We start from the raw sequence: 22,651 nt of genomic DNA, 5'->3' as shown, positions 1-22,651 counted from the left end.
GCTGAAACGCGAGCGCTGACCTCAGCGGCCGAGCACGAGGTAGGCGAGTCCCAGTACGCCCCGGTAGTCCCGGACGTACTGGCGCAGCCGCTCGTCGAGCCACTCTCGCACCGCCCCGGCCCGCGGGTCGTCCGGGTGCGCCAGGAGCCATTCCTGCCAGGCCGCCTTCGACGTCGACTCGAAGTCGTCCCATTCGAGCTGGTCGGCCGTGCTGAGGTGCAGCGCGCGCCAGCCCGCGGCGTCGGCCGCTTCGAGCAGTTCCGGCAGCGTCAGCGTGTCCGGGCCGAAGATCTCCAGCGCCGCCGGGTTCGGCGGGGCCGCCCAGAAGCCGTCGCCGTAGAGCAGCCGGCCGCCGGCGGGAACCACCTCGGCGAGCCGGGCGAGCGCGGCCTTCGTCGAGCCGAAAGCGTGGGCGGCGCCGATGCAGAAGGCCCGGTCGGCCGGTCCCGGCCAGGTCGCGGCCTCCGCCTCGGTGAAGTCCACCGCCAAGCCACGCTCGGCGGCCGCGGCCCGCCCGCGGTCGAGGGCGGTCACGTCGGTGTCGATGCCCGTCACGCGCAGGCCGGGCGCGCGGGCGGCCGCCCGCAGCGGCAGCTCGCCCCAGCCGCAGCCGAGGTCGACGAGCCGGCCCTCCCCCAGGTCCATCCGGTCGAGCAGCAGCTCCGCGTGGGGCTCGGACAGCGGCGTGTTCCAGCGCATCCGGGTGCGCCGCAGCGCGTTCAGTTCGTCGTCCACCGGGCGATCCTGTCGCCCGCCCGGCGCGGGCGTCGAGCGAGTTTCAGCCGATCAGCCGGGTCGCGTACGGCATGATCCCGCCGTAGCGCACCGGCGAGACCCGGACCCGCAGGCCGGACTGCGGCGCCTCGACCATCTGCCCGCCGCCCAGGTAGAGCGCGACGTGGTGGATGCCGCCGGCCCCACCCCAGAACAGCATGTCGCCGCGGCGCATCTGCGAGAGCGGGACCCGGCGCCCCGACGTGTACTGGTAGCCGCTGTAGTGCGGCAGGCCCGTGACCCCGGCGAAGGCGTAGATCATCAGGCCGGAGCAGTCGAAGCCGATCTTGTTGTAGTCGCCGTAGCGGTCGGCGACGCCGCCGTCGCGGATGCCGCGGGTCGGGCCGCTCGCGTTGCCGCCGCCCCAGGCGTAGGGCAGGCCGATCTTCGACAGCGCCCGGGCGATGACCGCCTCGATCGACGAGCCGGCCGGGCCCGCCGGCGGCCTGCTCGCCGGGCGGCCGCCCCCACCGCCGGACGAGCCGAGCGCGGCCTGGCGGGCGCGCTCGTCGTCTTCGCGCTGCTTCTGGGCGAGCCAGTCCTGGTAGCGCTGCCGCTGGCCCTGCAGGCCGCTGACCTTCGACTGGGCGGCGTACAGCTGCTGCTCGACGTCGGACTTGTTCTTCTCGAGCTGGGTGTTCTGCGACGCCTGGTTGTCCTGGGCCGTGACGGCGGCCGACTGCGCGGAGTCCGCGCTGTGCTTCGCCTGGCGGGCGGCGTCCTGCTTCTGCTGCGCGATCTCGGCGGCCTTGCGGGCCGCCGAGTCCTTGTTCGACTTCTCGGTCTGCGCCTGCTGGAGCCGGTCGAGGGCGTTGAGCCGGTCGCCACCGACGGCGTCGAGCAGCTGCGCGCGGGCCAGCATGTCCTTGGGGCTGTCGGCGCTCAGATACGCCGAGAGCGAGCCGACCGTGCTGCCCTGCTGGAAGCTCGCGGCGGCGAAGGTCTTGAGATCGCCGCGGGCCTTCTCGATGGCCGCGGCGGCCGCGTCCGCCTCGGTCCGGGCGGCCTTCGCGTCGTTCTCGGCTTGCGCCGCGGCGTCCTGCGCGGCCTGCAGGTCGACCAGGGCCTTGTTGGCCTCTTCCTGCTTGAGCTCGACGTCGTCCTGCAGCTGGGACAGCCTCTGCTCGGCCTGGGCCAGCTGGTTGGTCAGCCGGCCGACCTCACCGGCCTTCGCGTTCGCCTGGGCCTTGCTGTTGTTCAGCTCCGAGTCGCTCGGGTTGGGCGGCGGCGGGGGCGCGGCCAGGCCGGTGCCGCCGGCCCCGAACAAGATCACCAGGACCAGGGTGCTCACGGTCAGTCCACGGCGTGTGCCGGGCACCTTCTCGCCCCTGCGCCGTTCCGGCACGACCGCCACCTCCGCTCACCTGCGCACATCGCGCGTCACTGCAGTCACACCACTATCACAAGCATCATCGGAAACTTACACACCGTAGGCACCAATTCCCCTTATTGAGGGACCCCCGGCGCGGATGGCGCAGCCCACACCGCGTGTCGTCTTGAACCCCAAACAGGACGCGCGTACTGTTTGAGCCACCGCGAGGTGTGCCATCCCGAATCCGGTCCTACGGTGGGGGTGCGCAAGACTCGCGTCCGCCCCGTGCGGACCGCACGACACCCGAACTGACCGAACTGACCCGGGACTCGACCGCCGCACCGGCGCGGAAGTCCATGCCACTGGAGTTAGACGTGACCGCACCTGCCAGCAAGGACAGCTTCGGCGCCAAAGACACGCTGAAGGTCGGCGACGCCTCGTACGAGGTGTTCCGCCTGAACAAGGTCGAGGGCGCCGAGCGCCTGCCGTACAGCCTCAAGGTCCTGCTCGAGAACCTGCTGCGCACCGAGGACGGCGCGAACATCACCGCCGACCACATCCGCGCGCTGAGCTCGTGGGACCCGAAGGCCGACCCGTCGATCGAGATCCAGTTCACGCCCGCCCGCGTGATCATGCAGGACTTCACCGGCGTCCCCTGCGTAGTCGACCTCGCCACCATGCGCGAGGCCGTCACCGACCTCGGCGGCGACCCGGACAAGGTCAACCCGCTCGCGCCGGCCGAGCTGGTCATCGACCACTCGGTCATCATCGACGTCTTCGGCCGCCCGGACGCCTTCGAGCGCAACGTCGAGATCGAGTACGAGCGCAACCGCGAGCGCTACCAGTTCCTGCGCTGGGGCCAGGGCGCCTTCGACGAGTTCAAGGTCGTCCCGCCCGGCACCGGCATCGTGCACCAGGTCAACATCGAGCACCTCGCCCGCACGGTGATGTCCCGCAACGGGCAGGCCTACCCCGACTCCTGCGTCGGCACCGACTCGCACACCACCATGGTCAACGGCCTGGGCGTGCTGGGCTGGGGCGTCGGCGGCATCGAGGCCGAGGCCGCCATGCTGGGCCAGCCGGTCTCGATGCTGATCCCGCGCGTCGTCGGCTTCAAGCTGACCGGGGAGATCCCGGCCGGCGTCACCGCCACCGACGTCGTGCTGACGATCACCGAGATGCTGCGCCGCCACGGCGTGGTCGGCAAGTTCGTCGAGTTCTACGGCGAGAGCGTGGCCGCGGTGCCGCTGGCCAACCGCGCCACCATCGGCAACATGAGCCCGGAGTTCGGCTCCACCGCGGCGATCTTCCCGATCGACGAGGAGACCGTCCGCTACCTCAAGCTGACCGGCCGCTCGGCCGAGCAGGTCGCGCTGGTCGAGGCTTACGCCAAGGAGCAGGGCCTCTGGCACGACCCGTCGCACGAGGCGTCCTACTCCGAGTACCTCGAGCTGGACCTGTCGACGGTCGTCCCGTCGATCGCCGGCCCGAAGCGCCCGCAGGACCGCATCGAGCTGTCGGACGCGAAGTCGGCGTTCCGCAAGTCGATCCACGACTACGTGGACGGCGAGGACACCACGCCGCACACCAAGATGGACGAGGCTTCGGAGGAGTCCTTCCCGGCCAGCGACGCCCCGTCGCTGTCGTTCGCCGAGGACGACGCCGCGCCGGTCACCAGCTCCGCCGCGAACGGCGCGTCGGGCCGCCCGAGCAAGCCGGTCAAGGTCTCGACCTCCGACCGCGGCGAGTTCGTGCTCGACCACGGCGCCGTGGTGATCGCCTCGATCACCTCGTGCACCAACACCTCGAACCCGTCGGTCATGCTCGGCGCCGCGCTGCTCGCGCGCAACGCCGTGGACAAGGGCCTCGCGGTCAAGCCGTGGGTCAAGACGTCGATGGCGCCGGGCTCGCAGGTCGTCACCGACTACTACACCAAGGCCAACCTGTGGCCGTACCTGGAGAAGCTGGGCTACCACCTGGTCGGTTACGGCTGCACCACCTGCATCGGCAACTCGGGCCCGCTCTCGGACGAGATCTCCGCCGCGATCCAGGAGAACGACCTCACCGCGGTCTCGGTGCTCTCGGGCAACCGGAACTTCGAAGGCCGGATCAACCCCGACGTGAAGATGAACTACCTCGCGTCGCCGCCGCTGGTCATCGCCTACGCGCTGGCCGGCACGATGGACTTCGACTTCGCGAACCAGCCGCTGGGCCAGGACGAGCACGGCACCGACGTCTTCCTCAAGGACATCTGGCCGACCGCGCAGGAGATCCAGGAGACCATCGACTACGCGATCACGCAGGAGATGTTCACCAAGGACTACGCCGACGTCTTCGACGGCGGTGAGCGCTGGAAGGCGCTGCCGACGCCGGAGGGCAAGACCTTCGAGTGGGACGCCGAGTCCACCTACGTCCGGAAGCCCCCGTACTTCGAGGGCATGACGCCGGAGCCGGCCGCGGTCACCGACATCTCCGGCGCGCGCGTGCTGGCGAAGCTGGGCGACTCGGTCACCACCGACCACATCTCCCCCGCCGGCGCGATCAAGCCGGGCACCCCGGCCGCGCAGTACCTGACCGAGCACGGCGTGGAGAAGAAGGACTTCAACTCCTACGGCTCGCGGCGCGGCAACCACGAGGTGATGATCCGCGGCACGTTCGCGAACATCCGCCTGCGCAACCAGCTCCTGGACGACGTCCAGGGCGGTTACACCCGCGACTTCACGCAGGAGGGCGCCCCGCAGGCGTTCATCTACGACGCGGCGCAGAACTACGCGGCGGCGGGCACCCCGCTGGTCGTGCTGGGCGGCAAGGAGTACGGCTCGGGTTCGTCGCGCGACTGGGCGGCCAAGGGCACCTCGCTGCTGGGCGTGCGCGCGGTCATCACCGAGTCGTTCGAGCGCATCCACCGCTCGAACCTGATCGGCATGGGCGTCATCCCGCTGCAGTTCCCGCAGGGCGAGTCGGCTTCTTCGCTGGGCCTCGACGGCACCGAGACGTTCGACATCTCGGGCATCACGGCGCTCAACGACGGCGACACCCCGCGCACGGTGCACGTCACCGCCACCAAGGCGGACGGCACCAAGGTGGAGTTCGAGGCGGACGTCCGCATCGACACGCCGGGCGAGGCGGACTACTACCGCAACGGCGGCATCCTGCAGTACGTGCTGCGGAAGATGACGCAGGCGTAAGGGTTCCCCGCTTTCGGAGGGCCTTCCCGTCGCTTCGGCGGGGAGGCCCTTCCCGCACCCGGGCGGGTTCAGCGGCGCGGCGTTCGAGCACGTGATCCGGATCGAGCGCGAAGCGCCCCACGCCGAGTGGGTCTCGATCGATGACACCACGCACCAGCTCAACGCCGAACAGCCCGCCCGCTTCGACGAGCTACTCGAGGAGTTCCTCGGTCAAGCCGGCACGGCTTCCCAGCGCACGCTGGAAACCGACGGCTCCAGCGAAAGCCGGGACACCGCCGCCTCCACCTGGGCGTCGTCGCGCTGGTCGCCGACCAGCTCGGCGCGAACCTCGACCGTGCGATCGTCCCGGTCGGTGCTCAGCACCGACAGCAGCCGGAAGTCCGTGCGGTTCAACGACTGCACGAGCAGCGCCCGCACGTGCGCCTCGGTCGCGTCGCGCGTCACCGCCTGGAACGCGTACCTCGCCGACGTCTCGTCACCCGATTCCGGGCGCCGGTCGACGACCCGGCCCAGCGGCCGGAGCACCACGTTCACCCCGACCACGACGGCGGTTCCGGCCGCCGCGACCCCGTACAGCCCGGCCCCGGCGAGCGAGCCCACCGCGGCCGAGCACCACAGCGTCGCCGCCGTGTTGAGACCGCGGACGTTGAGGCCGTCGCGCATGATGACACCGGCACCGAGAAACCCGATGCCCGAGACGATCTGCGCGGCCACCCGGGTCGGGTCGGCGTCGCCGCTCGAAGCCAGCCCGCCGAACCCGTGGGCGGACAGCAGCACGAACAGCGTCGCGCCGACCGCGACCAGTGCGTTGGTACGCAACCCGGCCATCCGGGCGCGGAACTGGCGCTCGACCCCGATGACGGCGCCCAGGCCGACGCCGGTGCCGACGCGCAGCAGCATTTCGAAGGTGGTCATGTCCGACTCGTTTCCGGCGTGCGCGCACTGCCGGACAGGAGGAGACCGGACGAGCTCAGCCCAGCCGGAAGCCTCCGGTGAGCGCACGCCCGATCGTCCCGTGACTGTCCGCTGGCATGTGCCGCTCACCTCGCTTCCGTTGCTCGTGGTTGATCAACCCGGCCACTGTAGCGCCGGGACCGCGGCGCGAGGCTGTGATGATCACTACGCCCAGTGGCGACGCAGGTGCGGGACGAGGTCTTCCGGACGCTCGTCGGGGAAGAACAGCTTCGCGCCGGGTACCTCGACGACCTCGGTCACCCCGGGGACGGCGTCGCGGAAGCGGTTCGCCCACTCGATCCCGAAGTTCGGGTCACCGGTGCCCCACACGAGCAGCGTCGGCACCCGGAACTCCTTGAGCAGCGGCTCGATCGCGTCCAGCTCCTCGCCGCGGACCGACGTCAGCAGCCGCTCGAACTGCCGGGCCGCCTCGAGCGTGCCGCCGACCGGCCGCACGAAGGCGGCCAGGACCTCGTCGGACAGCTGTCCGGGGTGTTCGTAGCCCCCGCCGAGTGCCCCGGTCCGCGCCCGCGCGGGGTCCGCGGTGAGCTGGACCAGCAGCGGCGCCAGCTTCCCTCGTTCGGCCAGCTCGACGACCGGGCGGAACGCCTCGGGCGGCAGGTTGCCCTGCGTGTCGCAGTTGGTCAGGGTGAGCGTGCGGAGCCGGCCGGCGTTCTGCACGGCGAAGACCTGCGCGACCGCGCCGCCGGTGTCGTTGGCGACGACGTCGAGTCCGCCCAGCTCCAGCGACTCGCAGAAGTCACCGAGCAGCCGCGCCAGCCCGTTCAGGCTCAGGTCCTGCTCGGGGGTCACCGGCGAGGCGCCGTGGCCCGGCAGATCGGGCGCGATGCACCGCCGCTCCCCCGCGAGCTCGGTGATCACCTTGCGCCACAACAGGTTGTTCGTTCCCACGCCGTGCACGAAGAGCGCGACCGGCCCCTCGCCCACGTCGGTGTAGCTCACCTCGCCGGACGCCGTCGACACGCGCCCGCGCTGGTCCTCCCAGGTTCGCAAGTCCATCGGTACAGTCCCTCCAGAAGTAAACCGACTGACGGTCTAGTATGAACAGACCGTCAGTCGGTTTGTCAACGACGGAGGCTGCCGACTCGCATGAACAAGAAGATCGACCGCGGCCAGGCGACCCGCGAGCACCTCGTCGCGGTCGCCACCGGCCTGTTCACCGAACACGGCTACGACGGGACCTCGATCGAGGCCGTCCTGCGGGCCGCCGAGGTGAGCCGGGGCGCGCTCTACCACCACTTCCCCGGCAAGGACGCGTTGTTCGCCGCGGTCCTGGACACCGTCTACGAACGGGTCGGCGCGGAGGGCGCGAAAGCCGTCGAGGGCATGACCGACCCGGTGACGGCCTTGCGCGCCGCGTGTCTCGCCTGGATCCGGAGCACCCGCGATCCCGTGGTGCGCCAGGTGATGCTCATCGACGCCCCGGCCGTGCTGGGCTGGCAGCGGTGGCGGGAGATCGACGAGGAACGCACGCTCGGCAAGATCAAGGCGGCATTGCGGCGCGACGGCCGGATCCCGGCGGCGCGCGTGGACCTCTTCGCACACGTCCTGCTCGCCGGGATGAACGAGATCGCGATGCTGGTCGCCCGCGCCGACGACCACGCGAGCGCCGCCGCCGAAGCGGAAGCGGCCGCCGGGGACTTGCTGGATCGCTTGCTGGGGACGTGAAACGGGCCGGGGCGACAGTGTCGCCCCGGCCCGTTTTCCTTGCTGCTAAGCGGTTTCGAACGGCTGGACGTTCGGCTGGAACACCTGCCCGTTCGCCGGCACCTTGAGGTCGGTCAGGTAGTCCGCCACGGCCTTGTCGACGCCCAGCGCGTCACCGAGGATGCAGTGGCCGAACGCGTCGACCGACAGCAGCCGGGAGTTGCCGAGCTCGGCCGCCATGCGCTGGCCGAACTTGTACTGCGTCGCCGGGTCGTAGTAGTTGCTCACCACGACCACCGGGACGTCGGTCTTGGCCCGCCACGGACCGCGGTAGACGTCCGGCTTCTTCGCCGGCCACACCGGGCAGCCCGCCGTGTCGGCGAACGCCTGGTAGCGGCCGAAGGTGCGCGACTCGCGCTCCCACTTCGCGGCGATGTCCGGCACCTGCTCCTGCTTGATCTTGAACGGCTTGTCCGAGCAGTTGACGGCGAAGTACGAGTCGTCACTGGTGTAGGGGCTGTCCGGGTTCTGGTCGGCCAGGCCCTGCTTGCCACCGGTGAGCACCTTCAGCTGCTTCGCGGCCAACGTCTGCGCCTGCGCGCCCGCCGGGTGGATCGCGGTGTAGAGCGCCTGCAGGTCCTCGGCCAGGCCGGGGAACGCCGACGGCGAGTACAGGACGCTCGAGACGCCGCCGGTGAACGCGTTGATGTCCACCGTGCCGCCGCCGGGGATGGTGATCGGCTGCTTGCGGAGGTACTCGCGCAGTTCGTCGAACTTCGCCCGCGGGGTGCCGTCGCTGAACGCGCACTTCGGGCCGACCTGGTCACAGCGCTTGAGGAACCCGTCGAGCGAGATCTCGAAGCCCTGCGCGCGTTCCCGGTCGTACTGCACGCCGTCGCTGGTGCGCAGCGCCGGGTCGACGTTGCCGTCGATGACGATCGCCCGCGACTGCTTCGGGAACATCGACGTGTAGGTCGAGCCGATCAGCGTCCCGTAGGAGAAGCCGACGAAGGTGAGCTTCTTGTCGCCGACCGCCGCGCGCAGCGTGTCGAGGTCGCGCACGACGTCCTTCGTGGACATGTGGTTCAGCAGCGAACCGGCGTTGTTCTTGCAGAACTTGCCGTAGTCGCGGTAGCTGGCCAGGGTGCCGGAGATCTCGGCCCGGCTCAGCGGCACCGGGATCTGGGCGCCGAAGACCTCGTCGGCGTCCTCCTGGGTGGTGAAGCAGCGCAGCGGGTTGCTCTGGCCGACGCCGCGCGGGTCGAACCCGACGAGGTCGAACCGGTCGAGCACCTGCGGCTGGAAGTAGTACTGGCCGCTGATCGGCATCCGCAGGCCCGAGCCGCCGGGGCCGCCGGGGTTGAGGAACAGCGAGCCGACGCGGGCGTCCGGCGTGCGGGCGGCGCGCTTGAGCAGCGCGATGTCGATGGTGCCCAGCGCGGCGTTGTCGTGGTCGATCGGCACGCGGTAGCGCGCGCAGCTGTAGAACTTCACCTGGTCGGCGGGCACGCCGGCCAGCGTGTCGCTCGAGCAGGTGCCCCAGGTGACGGCGGCGGTCGCGCCGACGACCGCGGGCTTGACCACCGCGTCTTCGGCCGCCGCCGCGGTGCCGGCCGTCCCGGTGACGCCGAGTCCGGCCACGAGCGCCCCCACCAGTGCGAACGACCGCACCCGGCCTCTTGTGGATCTCAGCAAGACGTCTCCTCCCTAAGTGGCGTACTCGCCGCGCGTCCGAGACGTCACGGCGCGTTACCCGGGAGAGACTGGCACAAATCGGTGAATCCCGTCACCGGCCGAAAGGATGGTGGGAACCTACCGATCCGGGCGGGTGAGGACGAAAACGGGCAACGAACGCCCCGCCTCCTTCCGCTCCATCGCGTACCCCGGCCAGAACTCCAGCAGCTCACGCCACATCGCGGCGTACTCCTCGCCGTGCAGCTCCCGCGCGACGACGTCCACCGGCTTCCCGGCGCGCGCCACCTGGCACTTCGGGTCGGCCCGGAGGTTCAGCGCCCACGCCGGGTCGTTCGGGCGGCCCCAGTTCGACGCCGTCAGCACGAGGTCGTCACCCCGCGGGAAGCAGAGCAGGTTCGTACCGCGGGGCAGCCCGCTCTTGCGCCCGGTCGTCGTGAGGCGGACCGACGGCAGCCCGGCGAGCGCCACGAGGCTCACCCGGCCGCCGAACGCCCGATGCAGTTTCTTGTCCGCCCAGACGACGAACCCGGCCGTGCGCATCAGCCACGGCCGGGTGCCGACGGCCCGGGCGAGCGCCCGGAGAGGATTAGCCACGCACAGATCTTGCCAGGCTCACCCCGAACCGCTGCTGCGAGTCGGTCCACCAGCGGTCGAGGGCGAACCCGGCCGCGGCCAGCTCCGTTTCGACGCCGTCCGGGCGGAACTTGGCCGAGATCTCCGTCCGGATGTGCTCGCCCTCGGCGAAGGCCACCGTGAGGTCGGCACCGGGGATGTCGACGGTCAGCGCGCGGCGGGCCCGCAGCCGCATCTCGATCCACTCGTTCTCCGCGTCCCAGTAGGAGACGTGCTCGAACTCGTCGACGTCGAAGTTCGCGCCCAGCCGGGTGTTGATCACCCGCAGCACGTTCTTGTCGAACTCGCCGGTGACGCCGGCGGCGTCGTCGTAGGCGCGTTCGAGGATGCCCCGGTCCTTGACCAGGTCGGTGCCGAGCAGCAGCCACTCCCCCTCGTCCAGGACCTCGCGCACCGACTCGAGGAAGGTCGCGCGCTCGGCGGGCAGGAAGTTGCCGATCGTGCCGCCGAGGAAGGCCACCACCCGCGGCTGGCCACCGGGCAGCAGGTCGAGGTGCTGGGTGAAGTCGCCGACGACGCCGCGGACGGTCAGCTCCGGGTAGTCCTTGGAGATGGCTTCGGCCGCTTCGGCCAGCGCGGACTCGGAGACGTCGAGCGGCACGAACGCTTCCAGGGTGCCGTGGCGGGTGAGCGCGTCGAGCAGCAGCCGGGTCTTCTCGCTCGACCCGGACCCCAGCTCGACGAGCGTGTGCGCGCCGGTCAGCTCCGCGACGTCGGTGGCGTGCGCGGCCAGCACCTCGCGTTCGCTGCGGGTCGGGTAGTACTCCGGCAGCTGGGTGATCTTCTCGAACAGCTCGCTGCCGTCGGCGTCGTAGAACCACTTGGGCGGCAGCCACTTCTGCTCCGCCGTGAGCCCGGCGACGACGTCGGCGCGCAGTTCCGCGGTGACGGCGTCGCCGGAGCGGTGGTGGTCGAGATCGACTTCGGTCATGAGCGCTCCTGGGTCAGGGGAAGCAGGTCGACGCCGGCCGCGGTGGCGCGCACGGCGTGCTGGTCGGGGACGGGTTTCCAGCGCGGATCGCCGTCGAGGGGTTCGGACGCCAGCAGCACGCCGGCCGGGGTCTCCAGCAGGGAGAGCGCGTGCGTCCAGGCCGTGCCGATGAGGGTCGAGCCGTCGGTGAGCAGGAAGTTGAGCCGGGAGCCGGGTGCGGCCGCCTCGACGGCGGTGGTCAGTCCCGCCACCGCCGTCAGCGGGTCCTCCCCCGCCGCCAGCCGGGCCCGCAGGAGGGCCCAGAGCACCGCCGAATCCGTCGGCGCCTCCAGGGTGAGCAGCTCGGTGACGGGCAGGGTCTTGGCCGCCTCGGCCAGGGAGTCCGGCCAGCCGCGGACGACGCCGTTGTGGCTGAACAGCCAGCGCCCGGCGGTGAACGGCGCCGCGGCCGCTTCGGTCACCGGCATGCCGGTGGTGCCGTTGCGGACCGCGGCGACGAACGCGCCCGAGGTCACCGACGCGGCCAGCGGCGGCAGCGTCTCGTCCGTCCACAGTGGAGTCGACCGGCGGTGGCGCAGCGGCGGCGAGCCCGGGCCGGGGTACCACCCCAGCCCGAACCCGTCGGCGTTGACCGAGCCGCCGCCGCGCATGTCCGCCGGGGCGTAGGACTGCACCAGCAGGGAATGCGGCGCGCGAAAGACCGCCTCGGCGGGCGAGACCGGCTCGCCGAGGTAGGCGATGTGCCTGCACATGGCGCCTAGCCCACCTCGCCGGGTGCCGCGTCGCGGGCGGTGCGGAAGCCGGCGAAGATCTGCCGCCGGATCGGGTAGTCCCAGTTGCGGAACGTGCCCCGGATCGCCGCCGAGTCGGTGCCGAAGGAGCCGCCGCGCAGCACCTTGTACTCCGGCCCGAAGAACACCTCCGAGTACTCCCGGTACGGGAACGGCGCGAAGCCCGGGTAGCCGTGGAGGTCCGTGCTCGTCCACTCCCAGACGTCGCCGATCAGCTGGTGCACGCCGGTCGGCGACGCGCCGGCCGGGTACGCCCCCACCGGCGCGGGGCGCAGGTGCCGCTGGCCGAGGTTGGCGTGCTCGGCCGACGGCTCGTCGTCACCCCACGGGAACCGCCGCGAGCGGCCGGTCGCCGGGTCGAACCGGGCGGCCTTCTCCCACTCCGCCTCGGTCGGCAGCCGCCGCCCCGCCCAGGCCGCGTAGGCCTCGGCCTCGTAGTAGGAGACGTGCACGACCGGCTCGTCGGCCGCGACGCGCTCGTAGACCCCGAACCGGGTCCGCCACCAGCCGTCCTGCTCCCGCTGCCAGAACCGCGGCGCGGTGATGCCGTTCTCGCGCAGGTAGGCCCAGCCTGCCGGGCTCCACCACTGCTCGTCGGCGTACCCGCCGCTGTCCAGGAACTCGGCGTAGGCCCCGCACGTCACCGGCGTCGTGTCGAGCCAGAACGCCTCGACGGCGAGCTCGTGCGCCGGGCGCTCGTTGTCCAGCGCCCACGGCTCGGCCGACGTGCCCATCGTGAACACGCCCGCCGGGACCAGCACCTCGGCCGGCAGGGTGCCCGACCGCGCGGGCGGCGGCTCCGGCGCGTGCAGCACCGGGTCGCCCTTGCGCAGCTGGTGGGTGGCCAGCATGGTCTCGTCGTGCTGCTGCTCGTGCTGGGTGATCATGCCGAACGCGAACGCCTGCTCGGTCAGCCGCCGCCCCTCCATCGGCGCGTGTTCCAGCACGTCGAACGCCTTTTCGCGGACCTGCTTGACGTACGCGCGCGCCTCGGCCGGGCCGAGCAGCGGCAGCTCCGGCCGGTCGGCGCGGGCGTGCTGGAACGCGTCGTAGATGTCGTCGATGTCCGGGCGCAGCGGCTCCCGGCCGCCGACGTCGCGGACCAGCCACAGCTCCTCCTGGACGCCGATGTGCGCCAGGTCCCAGACCAGCGGCGACATCAGCTTGGAGTGCTGGCGGACCAGGTCTTCGTCGTCCACGGCGTCGGTCAGCGCCACGCTCCGCGCCCGCGCCCGGGTCAGTGCTTCGGCGGCCCGGGCACGCAGGTCCTGCGCGCTCAGGTCACCCAGTGCTTCCGTGCTCATGCTTCGCTCCTCGATCGGTACGCGCGCCCCTGCACGCTCTCGCTGATCTCGGTGATCGACTCCTCCGCCAGCCCCGTCGCGCCCAGCTCGGCGCAGCCGAGGTCGGCCAGCGCCGCCGCGGCCGCCGTCAGGTCCGGGTCCGCCAGGCCGCGCCGCGCCGCCGTGGTCCAGCGGTCGGCGACCGGTGCGCAGAGGTCACGCACCTTGTCCACAGTGGACGGACGGGCGAGCAGCGCGGCGACCAGGGCCACCGGCGGCAGCCACTCGCCGGGCGGCTGCGCGTCGAGGTACCGGATCTCCAGGTACCCCTGCGGGCGGACCGGGGTGAACATCGTGGTGAGGTGGTAGTCGAGGTCCGCCGCCGTCGGCCTCGGCAGCAGGGCGGCCGCGCCCCTGCCGTCGATCCAGTCGGCGAACGTCAGCCCCTCCGGCGCGTCCCACGGCCGGTCGCCGCGCGGCAGCACCATCAGGGGGACGTCCATCATGCGCCCGGCCCACTCTCCCGCGGGGTCGTCGCCCGCCACGCGGGCCGTGCGGGTGCGGACCGCTTCCGTGTCGTGCACCGCCAGCCACCGGGCGGAGGCGTGCCCGGTGTCGCGACCGGCGTGGACGCGGGAGTTGGCGAAGAGGGCGAGCAGCGGCGGGCCCATCGCGTGGGCGGCCGCCCACCGGGCCGCGTAGTGCTCCGGCTCCCCCGCGTCGACGCAGACCTGCAGGCCAGCGGTGCCGGCCATCATCGTGAGGCCGCCCGGCCCGATCGGCGCGAACCGGCGTTCCATCGCCGCGTAGCGCGGCGTGTGCAGGAGACGGCGGGGCGGCCGGTGGGCGTCGATACCCGTTTCGCCCAGCACGAGGCCGTGCCGGGAGAGGCGGTCACGCAGGTGGTGGAGGTCGGCCGTGACCACTGCGGCGAGGTCGCGCAGGGAGGCCTGGGGAAGTGCGGAGATCTCGACCTGGCACCCGGGCTCGAGGCTCACTGGTGAACCTGCCGGAAGGGGCGAGGCGGGGCTGTCGGGGCGGAGTGTCCGCGGGGTGTGCGGGCCCAGCGCCGTGGCGAGGACATCGGGATCGAGGGGTCTGGCCGGGTCGTCGGCGTGGTGCACGATGAACTCCAGCTCCGCGCCGATCAGGCGGGGTGGCCCGTGCTTGAAGCACACCGATGCCACGTACGCCTCCCCGGCCGCGCGGTCCGCCAGGACCCGCGCGGTGCGGTTCGACGCACTCCCCGACTTTTCGGGAAAATCGTGCACCGTAGACGCTTCTGTCATGTCCGTCCTTGTTCCGGGTGGTGGAACTTCTTGACTTCGGACGCTACACGCGGGGTACGACAAAATCAGGCGGGATCTTGCGCTGCGGGACCGGATCACCACTCCGTAAGAAGTCCCGGATCAGGGCAAAGCGGACTCGGTGCCCAGGCCGAGCTCGGCCGCCGAGGCCCGCACGGCGTCGATCACCAGGTGCAACGCCGGCCGCCGGAACGCCGTGCGCCGGTAGGCGATCGACACCGTCCGCAGCAGCGGCGTGGTGAGCGCGACGACGTCGATCCCGGGCGGCCGCAGCAGCCGCAGACCGAGGTCCGAGACCAGGGTGACGCCGAGCCCGGCCCCCACCATCGCCATCGCCGTGGACTGCTCTTCGACCTCGTGGTTGATCTTCGGGGAGAAGCCGTGCCGCCGGCAGGCCGTCCGCATCGCCCGGCCGAAGTGCGACTTCGGGCTGGCCAGGATCCACGGGTGCTCCGCGAGCTCGTCCAGGGACGCCGTCCCCGACGGGACCGCGCCCCGCGGCACCGCGGCGTGCAGCCGCTCCACGGCCACGACAGCGCGTTCCAGCCCGCCGTCCCACGGCGTCGGCGCGTCGGAGTAGTCGATCACGAACGACAGGTCGAGCGTGCCGTCGCGGACGGCTTCGGCGGTGTCCTCCGGCGCCAGCTCGCGCGTGCGCACCTGGATGCCGGGGTGCTCGCCGGCCAGCGCCGTCAGCGCCGTCGGAAGCAGTCCGGAAGCCACCGACGCCCACACGCCGGCGGTCAGCCGGACCGTCCGGGCCTCCTGGGCTTCCTCCAGGGCGAACGTCGCGCGCTCCACCGAACCGAGGATCTCCTCCGCGTGCTCGGTCAGCAGGTTGCCCAGCTCGGTCAGCTGGACACGCCGGCCGAGCCGCTCGAACAGCTTCGCGCCGACGTCGCGCTCGAGCTGCGCGAGCTGCTGCGAGACCGCTGAAGCGGTGTAGTGCAGCGAAGCGGCGGCCGCTGTCACAGTGCCCCGGCGGTGCAACTCGCGAAGCATCCGCAAGCGGTGCAACGAGAGTTCCATACACCAAACCTAAACGAGATCGTGCAGGTTCGTTAAATGGACGCGGGGGCCACCCGGGGCGCACGCTCGGGAGAGGCGGTCGCCGGACCGCCCCGGACTTCCCCCTGGAGGTGAGTGGCCCTGATGACCCCGCGCGAAGCCGAGCCGCTGATGCGACTGACCTGGACCGATCCCATCACCGGCGCGAACGGCTACCTGGTCGTGCACACCCTCGTCTCCGGCGTCGCCACCGGCGGCACCCGGATGCGGGCGGGCTGCACGATGAGCGAGGTCGAGGACCTCGCCCGGGGCATGGCCAACAAGACCGCGACCTTCAACCTGCCGGTCGGCGGGGCGAAGGGCGGCATCGACTTCGACCCGAAGGACCCGCGGGCGTACGGAGTGCTGAAGCGGTTCTGCGCGTTCCTGCGGCCGTGGCTGGACGCGCACTGGGTGACCGCCGAGGACCTCGGCGTGCCCCAGCACCTGATCGACGAGGTGTTCGCGGAGCTCGGGCTCGAGCAGTCGTACCACGCGGCGATCGTCCGTTCGGCCGACCCGGCGCGCACCCTGCGCCGGGTGCAGGCGGGCCTCAACGCGCCGGTGCCCGGCGGGCTGCTGCTCGGCGACGTCGTCGGCGGGTACGGCGTTGCGCAGGCGTGCCTCGGCGTAGCGGCGGCGTGGGACTGGGACGTGCGCGAGACGACCGTGGCGATCCAGGGCATCGGCACGATGGGCGGCGGCGCGGCCTGGTACCTGCACGAAGCCGGGATGAAGGTCGTCGCGGTCGCCGACGCGGCGGGCACGTTGTACGACCCGGTGGGGCTCGACGTCCCGGCGCTGCTGGAGTTGCGCGACCGCTTCGGCGAGGTCGACCGGTCGCGGCTGCCCGCCGGAGTGCGATCGCTCCCCCGGGAGACCGTCGTCGGCATCGACGCGGACATCTTCGTGCCGGCCGCGATCTCGTACGCGCTGCGCCCGGACAACGAGAACCTCGTCAAGGCATCGGTGGTCGTCGAGGCGGCCAACGCGGCGACGACGCCGGAAGCGGAAGCGGCACTTTCCGCCCGCGGGGTAGCAGTCGTGCCGGACTTCGTCGCCAACGCGGGCGCCGCGGCGTGGGCGTGGTGGCTGCTGCTGGGCGAGGTGGGCGCGGACCCGGCCGACTCGTTCCTGCGGCTGCGCACGGAGATGCAGGCCAAGGTCGCGCTCCTGCTGACCGGCTGGAACATGGACCGGCTGCCGCTGCGCGTCACCGGGCTGCGGCTCGCCGAAACCACTCGCGCCCAGCGCGCCGAAGCGGCGCTCGCGCCGGAGGGTGAGCCGGCGCTGCTCATCCCGTGAGCCGGGTTCCGCGCGGCGCCCCGGGTGGGGGCGCCGCGCGGTTCCTTCACCGCGCGAAGCGGTCGGTCGCGCCGACGAGCACGTCCTGCATGGGGGCGTCCTGCGTCGAGTGCCCGATGTTCTCCAGCAGCACCAGCTCACTGCCCGGCCAAGCGTGGTGCATCAGCCAGGGCGTGCCGACCATGTTGCTCGTGTCGAGCACCCCCTGGGCCAGTACGGCCGGGATGCCGGCGAGCTTGCCGAGGGAGCGCAGGATCTCACCGTCCGGAAGGAAGGCCCGGTTGCTGAAGTAATGCGTGACCAGCCGGGCGAAGCAGAGCCGGTAGGCCGGGTCCTCGAAGGACTTGTACGCGGGCACGCCCGGGAGCATCGCGTCCTCCCAGGCGCACCAGTCGTCGGCCGCCTGGTGGTGGACCGCCGGATCGGGATCCATCAGCAACCGGTGGTAGGCGGCGGAGAGGTCGCCGTCCCGCTCGCTCTCCGGCACGCCCTGCCGGAACTTCTCGAAGGCCTCCGGGAAGTACGCTCCCAGGCCGCGGATGAGCATCTCGATCTCGATGAAGCGGTCGGTCGCCAGTCCCATGAGGACCATCTCGCTGACCCGCTCGGTGTGCCGCAGGGCGTACGTCAGGCTCAGCACCGAGCCCCAGGAACCGCCGAACAGCAGCCACTTCCCGATGCCGAGCCGCGTCCGGAGGAGCTCGAAGTCCGCGACGAGGTGGTCGGTGGTGTTGGCGGAGAGGTCGGCGACCGGGGCGCCGGCGTGCGGGGTGCTGCGGCCGCACCCGCGCTGGTCGACGAGCACGACGCGGTACTTCGCCGGGTCGAAGTAGCGGCGGAGGTTGGTCGAACACCCGGTGCCGGGCCCGCCGTGCACGACGAGCGCCGGCTTGCCGTCCGGGTTCCCGCAGGTCTCCCAGTAGATCTCGTGCCCGTCGCCGACGTCGAGCAGGCCGTGGTCGTAGGGGTCGATCTCGGGGTACAGCCCAGCCATCAGCGCGTCCTTCCCGCGGAATACAACAGCGCTGTCACATTAGCCGCGAACAGCGCCCGCTGCGCGGGCTTTTCCGCTCAGACGAGGGCGCCGGCCAGCTCCATCAGCGTGTCGGCCAGTTCGCGCGGGCCCGCCGGGCCGATGTGGATCACGGCGTCGTCGCCCGTGCCGGAGGTGTAGCTGAGGTAGCGGCCCCAGTCCGTGTCGGCGTAGTGCAACGGCTGCTGCAGGCAGGTGTGGCGCCCTACGTCGTCCCGGCGGCCGACGTAGAGCTCGCCGCTGCCCGAGACCGGGCGCTGCACGAGGCTGACGACGTCGGCGATCGCCGGGTCGAGCGGGTAGGCCTCCTGACCGCGGCGGGCGGCTTCGCTCAGGTCCGCCACCCGCACGGCGCGCGGGTGGCCGCCGCCGGCCCCCATCGGCGGCAGCTGCTCGACGAGCGACTCGGCGAGCCGGTTCCGGTCGATCTCCTGGACGCCGACCTGAGTCCCGTCGGAGACGGCCAGGATCGCCTGCAGGCCCTTCGCGGCCGCCAGCACGCCGTACGTCCGGCCGTCGACACCGACCCAGCCATAGCACTCCCGCGCCGGGTTCACCAGCAGCGGGAGCCAGTCGAGGAAGTCGACGGTGGCCCGCCCGCGCACGTCGACCAGCCCGGCTTCGGCCAGCGCGGCGTCGACCCGCTTGCCGGCCTCGTCGCGCTCCTCGTCCGAGAGCCACAGCGGCTCCGGGCGCAGGGTGATGTGCAGCTGACCGACCTGTTCGCGCTCGGCCAGTGCGGCCAGAGCCTCGACCGGAACGTCCACCCGGCCTGTTGCCACGTCCACCCGCCTACTCGCCGATGACCGGCGGACTGGTCCGCTGGTCGGTACCGAAGATCGCGTCCGGGTCCGCCTCGATCAGGAAGTCCGGCCGCTGGTGCTCATCATCTTCCTCACCCTCGCCCCGGCGGCCCCCGGCACCCATGGGCCCCATCTGCCCGGACCGCCCGGCCGCCGACCGCGCGGCGGCGGCCTCCGCGGCGGCGGCGTTGCCGAGACTGCCCATGCCGGAGCCACGGCCGCCGCCGAGGCCGCGCTCCCCCGCGGCGCCGGACCCGCTGCCGCCCGCGCCACCACCGCGGCCGGACCCGCTGCCGGATTCGCCGATGGGGCGGCCGTTCGAGTCGAGCAGCCGGCTGCCGGCGTTCCCGCTCGTCGGCCCGCGGCCGCCGGTGCTGGAGTTGGGGTCGTTGCCGAAGGTGTTCGAGTAGTTCTGACCGCCACCCCCGCCGGTGTTGGTCGGGTAGAAGTCGATCCCGTCGGTGGAGATCGGCGTCCTGCCCGGCCGGTCTGTGCCCGTCTGCCCGGGCCGGGTCGGCACGGTGGGGAGCGTCGGGCGGCCGGAGCCGGTGGTGTGGGTGGTGTCGTCGCCGCCCGTTCCGCCGGTGCCTCCTGTGCCGCCGGTGCCTCCCGTTCCGCCGGTGCCGCCGGTCCCGCCCGCGCCACCGGTCCCGCCGGGCTTGTCGGGACCCCCGGTGCGGCCGGGGTCGACACTGGAGGTCGAGGTGTGGTCGTCACCGGGGTCACCGCCCCCGCCTTCCGGGTACCACTTGTGCTCATCGACGATCACCGGCCCGGGGCCGCCGGGCTTGTTGACGGCGATGGAAGCGCCATCGGACTCGAGGACGCCGTAGTCGGTCGGCAGCACCGCGCGGGTACCGCTGGTGACGCTGCTGTACTGGTCCATCACGCGGACGTTGGTCTCGTTCGCCGCGTTGTACTTCGCGATGCCGGATTGGTAGTCGTCGATGTCGTCCTTGGCCATGAACGGCCCGGCGATCGGGATGGCGGCCTTGAGACCGATGCTCCAAGGGCTGGGCTTGTCCGGCTTCGGCGGGATCTCCACGACCGAGCTGCTCGAGTGGTCGAAGGCACTGGCCTGCGAGTCGACGGAAGCCTTGGTGACGTCCAGCGGCTCGGCGGTCTGCGCGAAGGCTTGTTCCAGCGGACCGGCCCCGGCGTTCGCGGCGTCGGCCGCGTCCCCGCTCCACGAGCTCACCATCCGCGTCTGGAGCGCCTTGATGCTCGCCCCGCGCTCCATGTAAGCGTCGGAAAGCGACTGGACCGTCTCCGCCGTCTGACGCAGGCCGGACGTATCGCCCTGCCGGAAGTTGTCGTAGATCTGCTTGCCGTCCACTCGTCATGCCCCCTTGAGTGTCTTGACGACACCGGACGCGGCCTGGCTCGCCGCCGCACAGGAGTCGTCCTGCCCTTGGTATCCCTGCGCCTGCACGCTGAACGAAAGGTCGTCGGCGATGCCGACGACCAAGGTGCAGGTGCCCCTCGCGCGCTCGTCCTGGATGTCGGCGTACACGGCCGGGTAGCCCTCGACGTCCGGAGCTTGTTCGAGGAACCGCACGAACTTCTTTTCGCGGTACGCGGCATAGGTGCCGGCCAGTCCACCCGCGCCGTGGTCGCGGTTCCCGGTGCCGAGGATGACCTGCAGGCCGATGCCTTCGCCGCTGATCTTCCACGCGCAGGACGGGCCCGCCGCCGTCAGCGGCGTGTCACCACCGGCCTGGTACTTGCCGGCGTCGGTGTACCGCAGGGACGCCAGGACGTCCGCGGGCAGCAGCCCGCAGGTGTCGGTCGCGTACTTGCCGGCGTCGAGGGCAGGCTGGGTCACCTTGGGCACGTCGGGATCCGCGGCGGGGGCGCTCGTCGAGGCCGGCGCGCTCGGCGCGGGAGACGCGGCACCGCCGGTCGTCGAGGTACAGCCCGCCGCGAGTCCCGCGGAGACGATCAGGAGCGCGGCCAGGCCGCGGATTTCGCTTCGCACGAGATCGGTTCGCCTATGCCTTGAAGGTGCCGGACATGTCCTGGTCGGTCGCCACGGTCTTCGTCTGCGCCGCCTTGAGCTTCTTGATGTACTCCTGCGCGTACTTGCGCATGGAGTCGTTCTGCCGCTGCAGAGCGGCGATCGAGTCCGAGGTGGTCGAGGCGTAGCTCCCGCTGACCGCGTCTTCACCCGGTGCCAGCTTGGGCGCGTAGACGAGACTCTGGATCTTGTTCCCGTCTTCGACGATCTTGTCCAGGACGTCTTCCCACTGGCTGATCACCGAAGACAGCTCGTCGGGGTCCATCTTGAACTGCCCGCCCTTGCCCCCACCGCCGTACACGCGACCGGACGTGGCCAGGACGTCGCCCCACAGTGCCTGTGCCGCCTGCCCGGCTTCGCCGATGATCACGCCCCGCACCTTCCCCTCAGTTCACCCACCGTGATGGTGCAAAGATTAGCCAACTGTCTCACGCCGTGTCAGCGAATCGGCGCAACGTTCCGACGATGGGGGCTTCGGTTCGGTTCCCGGGCACTCCGGGTCACAGTACGTACGTACGGATTGCGAGATCCCGGTCCGCGGTGCCAGGATTTCAGGATGCCACGCGTAAGCCAGGATCACCTCGACGCACGACGGCGCCAGATCCTCGACGGCTCGCGCGTGTGCTTCGCACGCTACGGCTACGAAGGTGCCACAGTCCGGCGCCTGGAGGAAGCCACCGGGCTGTCGCGGGGCGCGATCTTCCACCACTTCCGCGACAAGGAGTCGCTCTTCCTCGCCCTCGCCGAGGACGACGCCGTCCGGATGGCCGACGTCGTCGCCGAGCAGGGCCTGGTCCAGGTCATGCGGGACCTCCTCGCGGGCGGTGACCACCCCGCCGACTGGCTCGGCACCCGTCTCGAGGTCTCCCGGCGGCTGCGCACCGATCCCGAGTTCCGCGGCCGGTGGGCCGAGCGCTCCGAGCAGCTGACCACCGCCACGCGCCTGCGGCTGCTGCGCCAGCGCGAGGCCGGGATCCTGCGCGACGACGTCGACGTCGACGTCCTCACCGCGTTCCTGGAGCTCGTCCTCGAAGGACTCGTCTCGCACCTGGCCATGGGCCTGCCCGCCGCCGGCCTCGGGCCGGTCCTCGACCTCGTCGAGGAGACCGTGCGGCGGCACCGGCCGGGCGCCGGCTGATCCGTCGTGGTCGAATGGCCCGCGTGGATCTTCTCGAAGCGCACGGCCACGCCTTGCGGGCCTTCGGCGACGCGGTGCACGCGGCCGGCGAAGCCGACTGGGGCCATCGGACGCCGTGTACCGAGTGGACCGTCCGCGACCTCGTGAACCACCTCGTCGCCGAGCAGCTCTGGGCGCCCGCCCTGCTGGCCGGCGCCACTTTGGACGATGTGGGCGACCGCTATGACGGCGACGTTCTCGGCGAAGACCCGGTGTCCGCCTGGGACGCGGCCGCCGAAGCCGCCCGCGAAGCCTTCCTGGACGAGGGCATCCTCGAACGCGCGGTGCACGTGTCGACCGGGCTGCTCCCCGCCCGCGAGTACGGCTGGCAGATGACGATCGACGCCGCCGTGCACGCCTGGGACCTCGCGACGGCGCTGGGCCTGCCCGGCCCGGTGACCGAGGACCTCGCCGAACGGCTGCTCGACGTCGTCCGGCCGTGGGTGGACGAGTGGCAGGGGCTCGGCATCTTCGCCCCGCCGGTCCCGGTCCCCCGCGACGCGGGCCCGGCCGCGCGGCTCGTGGCCCTGCTCGGGCGGGACCCGCGGTGAATCACCCGCCGAGGTGAGCGCGCCGACACACCGATATCCCCGCGGCCGGCGCCGGGGACACGTTAAGATTGTCCGCATAATCGCAGTACACACCGATTCACTGCTGGGAGTGACCGTTTCGTGCGCGCAGCGCAGTCACCTGGTGACAGTACCGAGCCGGGTGACCGACCCGGCTGTCCGAT

Annotated in this window: 21 protein-coding genes; 5 read left to right on the top strand and 16 right to left on the bottom strand. The window is 71.8% G+C overall.

The genetic code is table 11. The features are described from left to right. Window positions 1–21: 21 nt before the first annotated feature. Window positions 22–735: an SAM-dependent methyltransferase gene (locus AA23TX_RS49190; RefSeq protein ID WP_155549918.1), complete on the bottom strand. Its 714-nt coding sequence runs from the start codon at window positions 733–735 to the stop codon at window positions 22–24. 43 nt (window positions 736–778) lie between these two features. Continuing rightward, entirely contained in the window at window positions 779–2,092 is a 1,314-nt protein-coding gene (locus tag AA23TX_RS49185) for an NlpC/P60 family protein (RefSeq protein ID WP_155549955.1), read from the bottom strand. Between the two features lie 368 nt (window positions 2,093–2,460). On the opposite strand from AA23TX_RS49185, the gene AA23TX_RS49180 reads away from it, so the two are divergent. Further along, a complete protein-coding gene (locus AA23TX_RS49180; protein ID WP_155549917.1) occupies window positions 2,461–5,274 on the top strand; it encodes an aconitate hydratase in 2,814 nt (937 codons plus the stop codon). Between the two features lie 210 nt (window positions 5,275–5,484). On the opposite strand, the gene AA23TX_RS49175 is transcribed toward AA23TX_RS49180, so the two are convergent. Together AA23TX_RS49175 and AA23TX_RS49170 are read right to left on the bottom strand one after the other, a co-directional pair. Continuing rightward, window positions 5,485–6,189 carry an MgtC/SapB family protein gene (locus tag AA23TX_RS49175; RefSeq protein ID WP_155549916.1) on the bottom strand — a complete coding sequence of 235 codons (705 nt, stop codon included), beginning with the start codon at window positions 6,187–6,189 and terminating at the stop codon, window positions 5,485–5,487. Between the two features lie 204 nt (window positions 6,190–6,393). Further along, complete coding sequence (locus tag AA23TX_RS49170) at window positions 6,394–7,248, bottom strand: alpha/beta fold hydrolase (protein ID WP_155549915.1); 855 nt, start codon at window positions 7,246–7,248, stop codon at window positions 6,394–6,396. Window positions 7,249–7,338: 90 nt separating this feature from the next. Between AA23TX_RS49170 and AA23TX_RS49165 the strand changes: the two genes are divergently transcribed. After that, entirely contained in the window at window positions 7,339–7,917 is a 579-nt protein-coding gene (locus AA23TX_RS49165) for a TetR/AcrR family transcriptional regulator (RefSeq protein ID WP_155549914.1), read from the top strand. A gap of 45 nt (window positions 7,918–7,962) precedes the next feature. Here AA23TX_RS49165 and AA23TX_RS49160 read toward each other — a convergent pair whose 3' ends face one another. From AA23TX_RS49160 to AA23TX_RS49130, 7 genes are all read right to left on the bottom strand, one after another. Beyond that, window positions 7,963–9,567, bottom strand: a complete 1,605-nt coding sequence (locus AA23TX_RS49160; RefSeq protein ID WP_155549913.1) for an alpha/beta hydrolase — start codon at window positions 9,565–9,567, stop codon at window positions 7,963–7,965. A 141-nt stretch (window positions 9,568–9,708) separates the two neighbouring features. Then, complete coding sequence (locus AA23TX_RS49155; protein ID WP_155549954.1) at window positions 9,709–10,131, bottom strand: nitroreductase family deazaflavin-dependent oxidoreductase; 423 nt, start codon at window positions 10,129–10,131, stop codon at window positions 9,709–9,711. Window positions 10,132–10,177: 46 nt separating this feature from the next. Continuing rightward, window positions 10,178–11,155, bottom strand: a complete 978-nt coding sequence (gene egtD, locus AA23TX_RS49150; protein ID WP_155549912.1) for an L-histidine N(alpha)-methyltransferase — start codon at window positions 11,153–11,155, stop codon at window positions 10,178–10,180. Then, window positions 11,152–11,907 carry an ergothioneine biosynthesis protein EgtC gene (gene egtC, locus AA23TX_RS49145; RefSeq protein ID WP_155549911.1) on the bottom strand — a complete coding sequence of 252 codons (756 nt, stop codon included), beginning with the start codon at window positions 11,905–11,907 and terminating at the stop codon, window positions 11,152–11,154. Before egtC ends, egtD begins: the two co-directional genes overlap by 4 nt. A 5-nt stretch (window positions 11,908–11,912) precedes the next feature. Further along, window positions 11,913–13,250, bottom strand: coding sequence for an ergothioneine biosynthesis protein EgtB (egtB, locus tag AA23TX_RS49140; protein ID WP_155549910.1), 1,338 nt, complete (start codon window positions 13,248–13,250; stop codon window positions 11,913–11,915). After that, entirely contained in the window at window positions 13,247–14,518 is a 1,272-nt protein-coding gene (locus AA23TX_RS49135) for a glutamate-cysteine ligase family protein (protein WP_155549909.1), read from the bottom strand. Before AA23TX_RS49135 ends, egtB begins: the two co-directional genes overlap by 4 nt. A gap of 120 nt (window positions 14,519–14,638) precedes the next feature. Further along, window positions 14,639–15,565, bottom strand: coding sequence for a LysR family transcriptional regulator (locus AA23TX_RS49130; RefSeq protein ID WP_155549908.1), 927 nt, complete (start codon window positions 15,563–15,565; stop codon window positions 14,639–14,641). A 123-nt stretch (window positions 15,566–15,688) separates the two neighbouring features. Between AA23TX_RS49130 and AA23TX_RS49125 the strand changes: the two genes are divergently transcribed. Then, entirely contained in the window at window positions 15,689–16,888 is a 1,200-nt protein-coding gene (locus tag AA23TX_RS49125) for a Glu/Leu/Phe/Val dehydrogenase dimerization domain-containing protein (RefSeq protein ID WP_155549907.1), read from the top strand. Between the two features lie 46 nt (window positions 16,889–16,934). Here the strand turns inward: AA23TX_RS49125 and pip are convergent, their stop codons facing one another. The 5 genes from pip to AA23TX_RS49100 form a co-directional block, all read right to left on the bottom strand. Then, a complete protein-coding gene (pip, locus tag AA23TX_RS49120) occupies window positions 16,935–17,882 on the bottom strand; it encodes a prolyl aminopeptidase (protein WP_155549906.1) in 948 nt (315 codons plus the stop codon). A 77-nt stretch (window positions 17,883–17,959) separates the two neighbouring features. After that, window positions 17,960–18,688: an ESX secretion-associated protein EspG gene (locus AA23TX_RS49115; protein ID WP_155549953.1), complete on the bottom strand. Its 729-nt coding sequence runs from the start codon at window positions 18,686–18,688 to the stop codon at window positions 17,960–17,962. A 25-nt stretch (window positions 18,689–18,713) separates the two neighbouring features. Then, entirely contained in the window at window positions 18,714–20,060 is a 1,347-nt protein-coding gene (locus AA23TX_RS49110) for a WXG100 family type VII secretion target (RefSeq protein ID WP_155549905.1), read from the bottom strand. 3 nt (window positions 20,061–20,063) lie between these two features. After that, window positions 20,064–20,702 (bottom strand): DUF3558 domain-containing protein, encoded by a 639-nt coding sequence (locus tag AA23TX_RS49105; RefSeq protein ID WP_230863151.1) that lies wholly within the window; start codon window positions 20,700–20,702, stop codon window positions 20,064–20,066. A gap of 13 nt (window positions 20,703–20,715) precedes the next feature. Continuing rightward, window positions 20,716–21,111: a hypothetical protein gene (locus AA23TX_RS49100; RefSeq protein ID WP_155549904.1), complete on the bottom strand. Its 396-nt coding sequence runs from the start codon at window positions 21,109–21,111 to the stop codon at window positions 20,716–20,718. A 186-nt stretch (window positions 21,112–21,297) separates the two neighbouring features. On the opposite strand from AA23TX_RS49100, the gene AA23TX_RS49095 reads away from it, so the two are divergent. Both AA23TX_RS49095 and AA23TX_RS49090 read left to right on the top strand, forming a co-directional pair. Next, entirely contained in the window at window positions 21,298–21,879 is a 582-nt protein-coding gene (locus AA23TX_RS49095; RefSeq protein ID WP_155549903.1) for a TetR/AcrR family transcriptional regulator, read from the top strand. A 14-nt stretch (window positions 21,880–21,893) separates the two neighbouring features. Continuing rightward, the gene (locus AA23TX_RS49090) at window positions 21,894–22,469 is read left to right on the top strand and encodes a TIGR03086 family metal-binding protein (RefSeq protein ID WP_155549902.1); all 576 of its coding nucleotides are present in this window, start codon (window positions 21,894–21,896) and stop codon (window positions 22,467–22,469) included. Window positions 22,470–22,651 lie beyond the last annotated feature (182 nt).

This window comes from Amycolatopsis camponoti (assembly GCF_902497555.1).
GTDB lineage: Bacteria > Actinomycetota > Actinomycetes > Mycobacteriales > Pseudonocardiaceae > Amycolatopsis > Amycolatopsis camponoti.
Note: the sequence above shows the minus strand (reverse complement) of the source record. Positions and strands in the feature narration are given on the sequence as shown.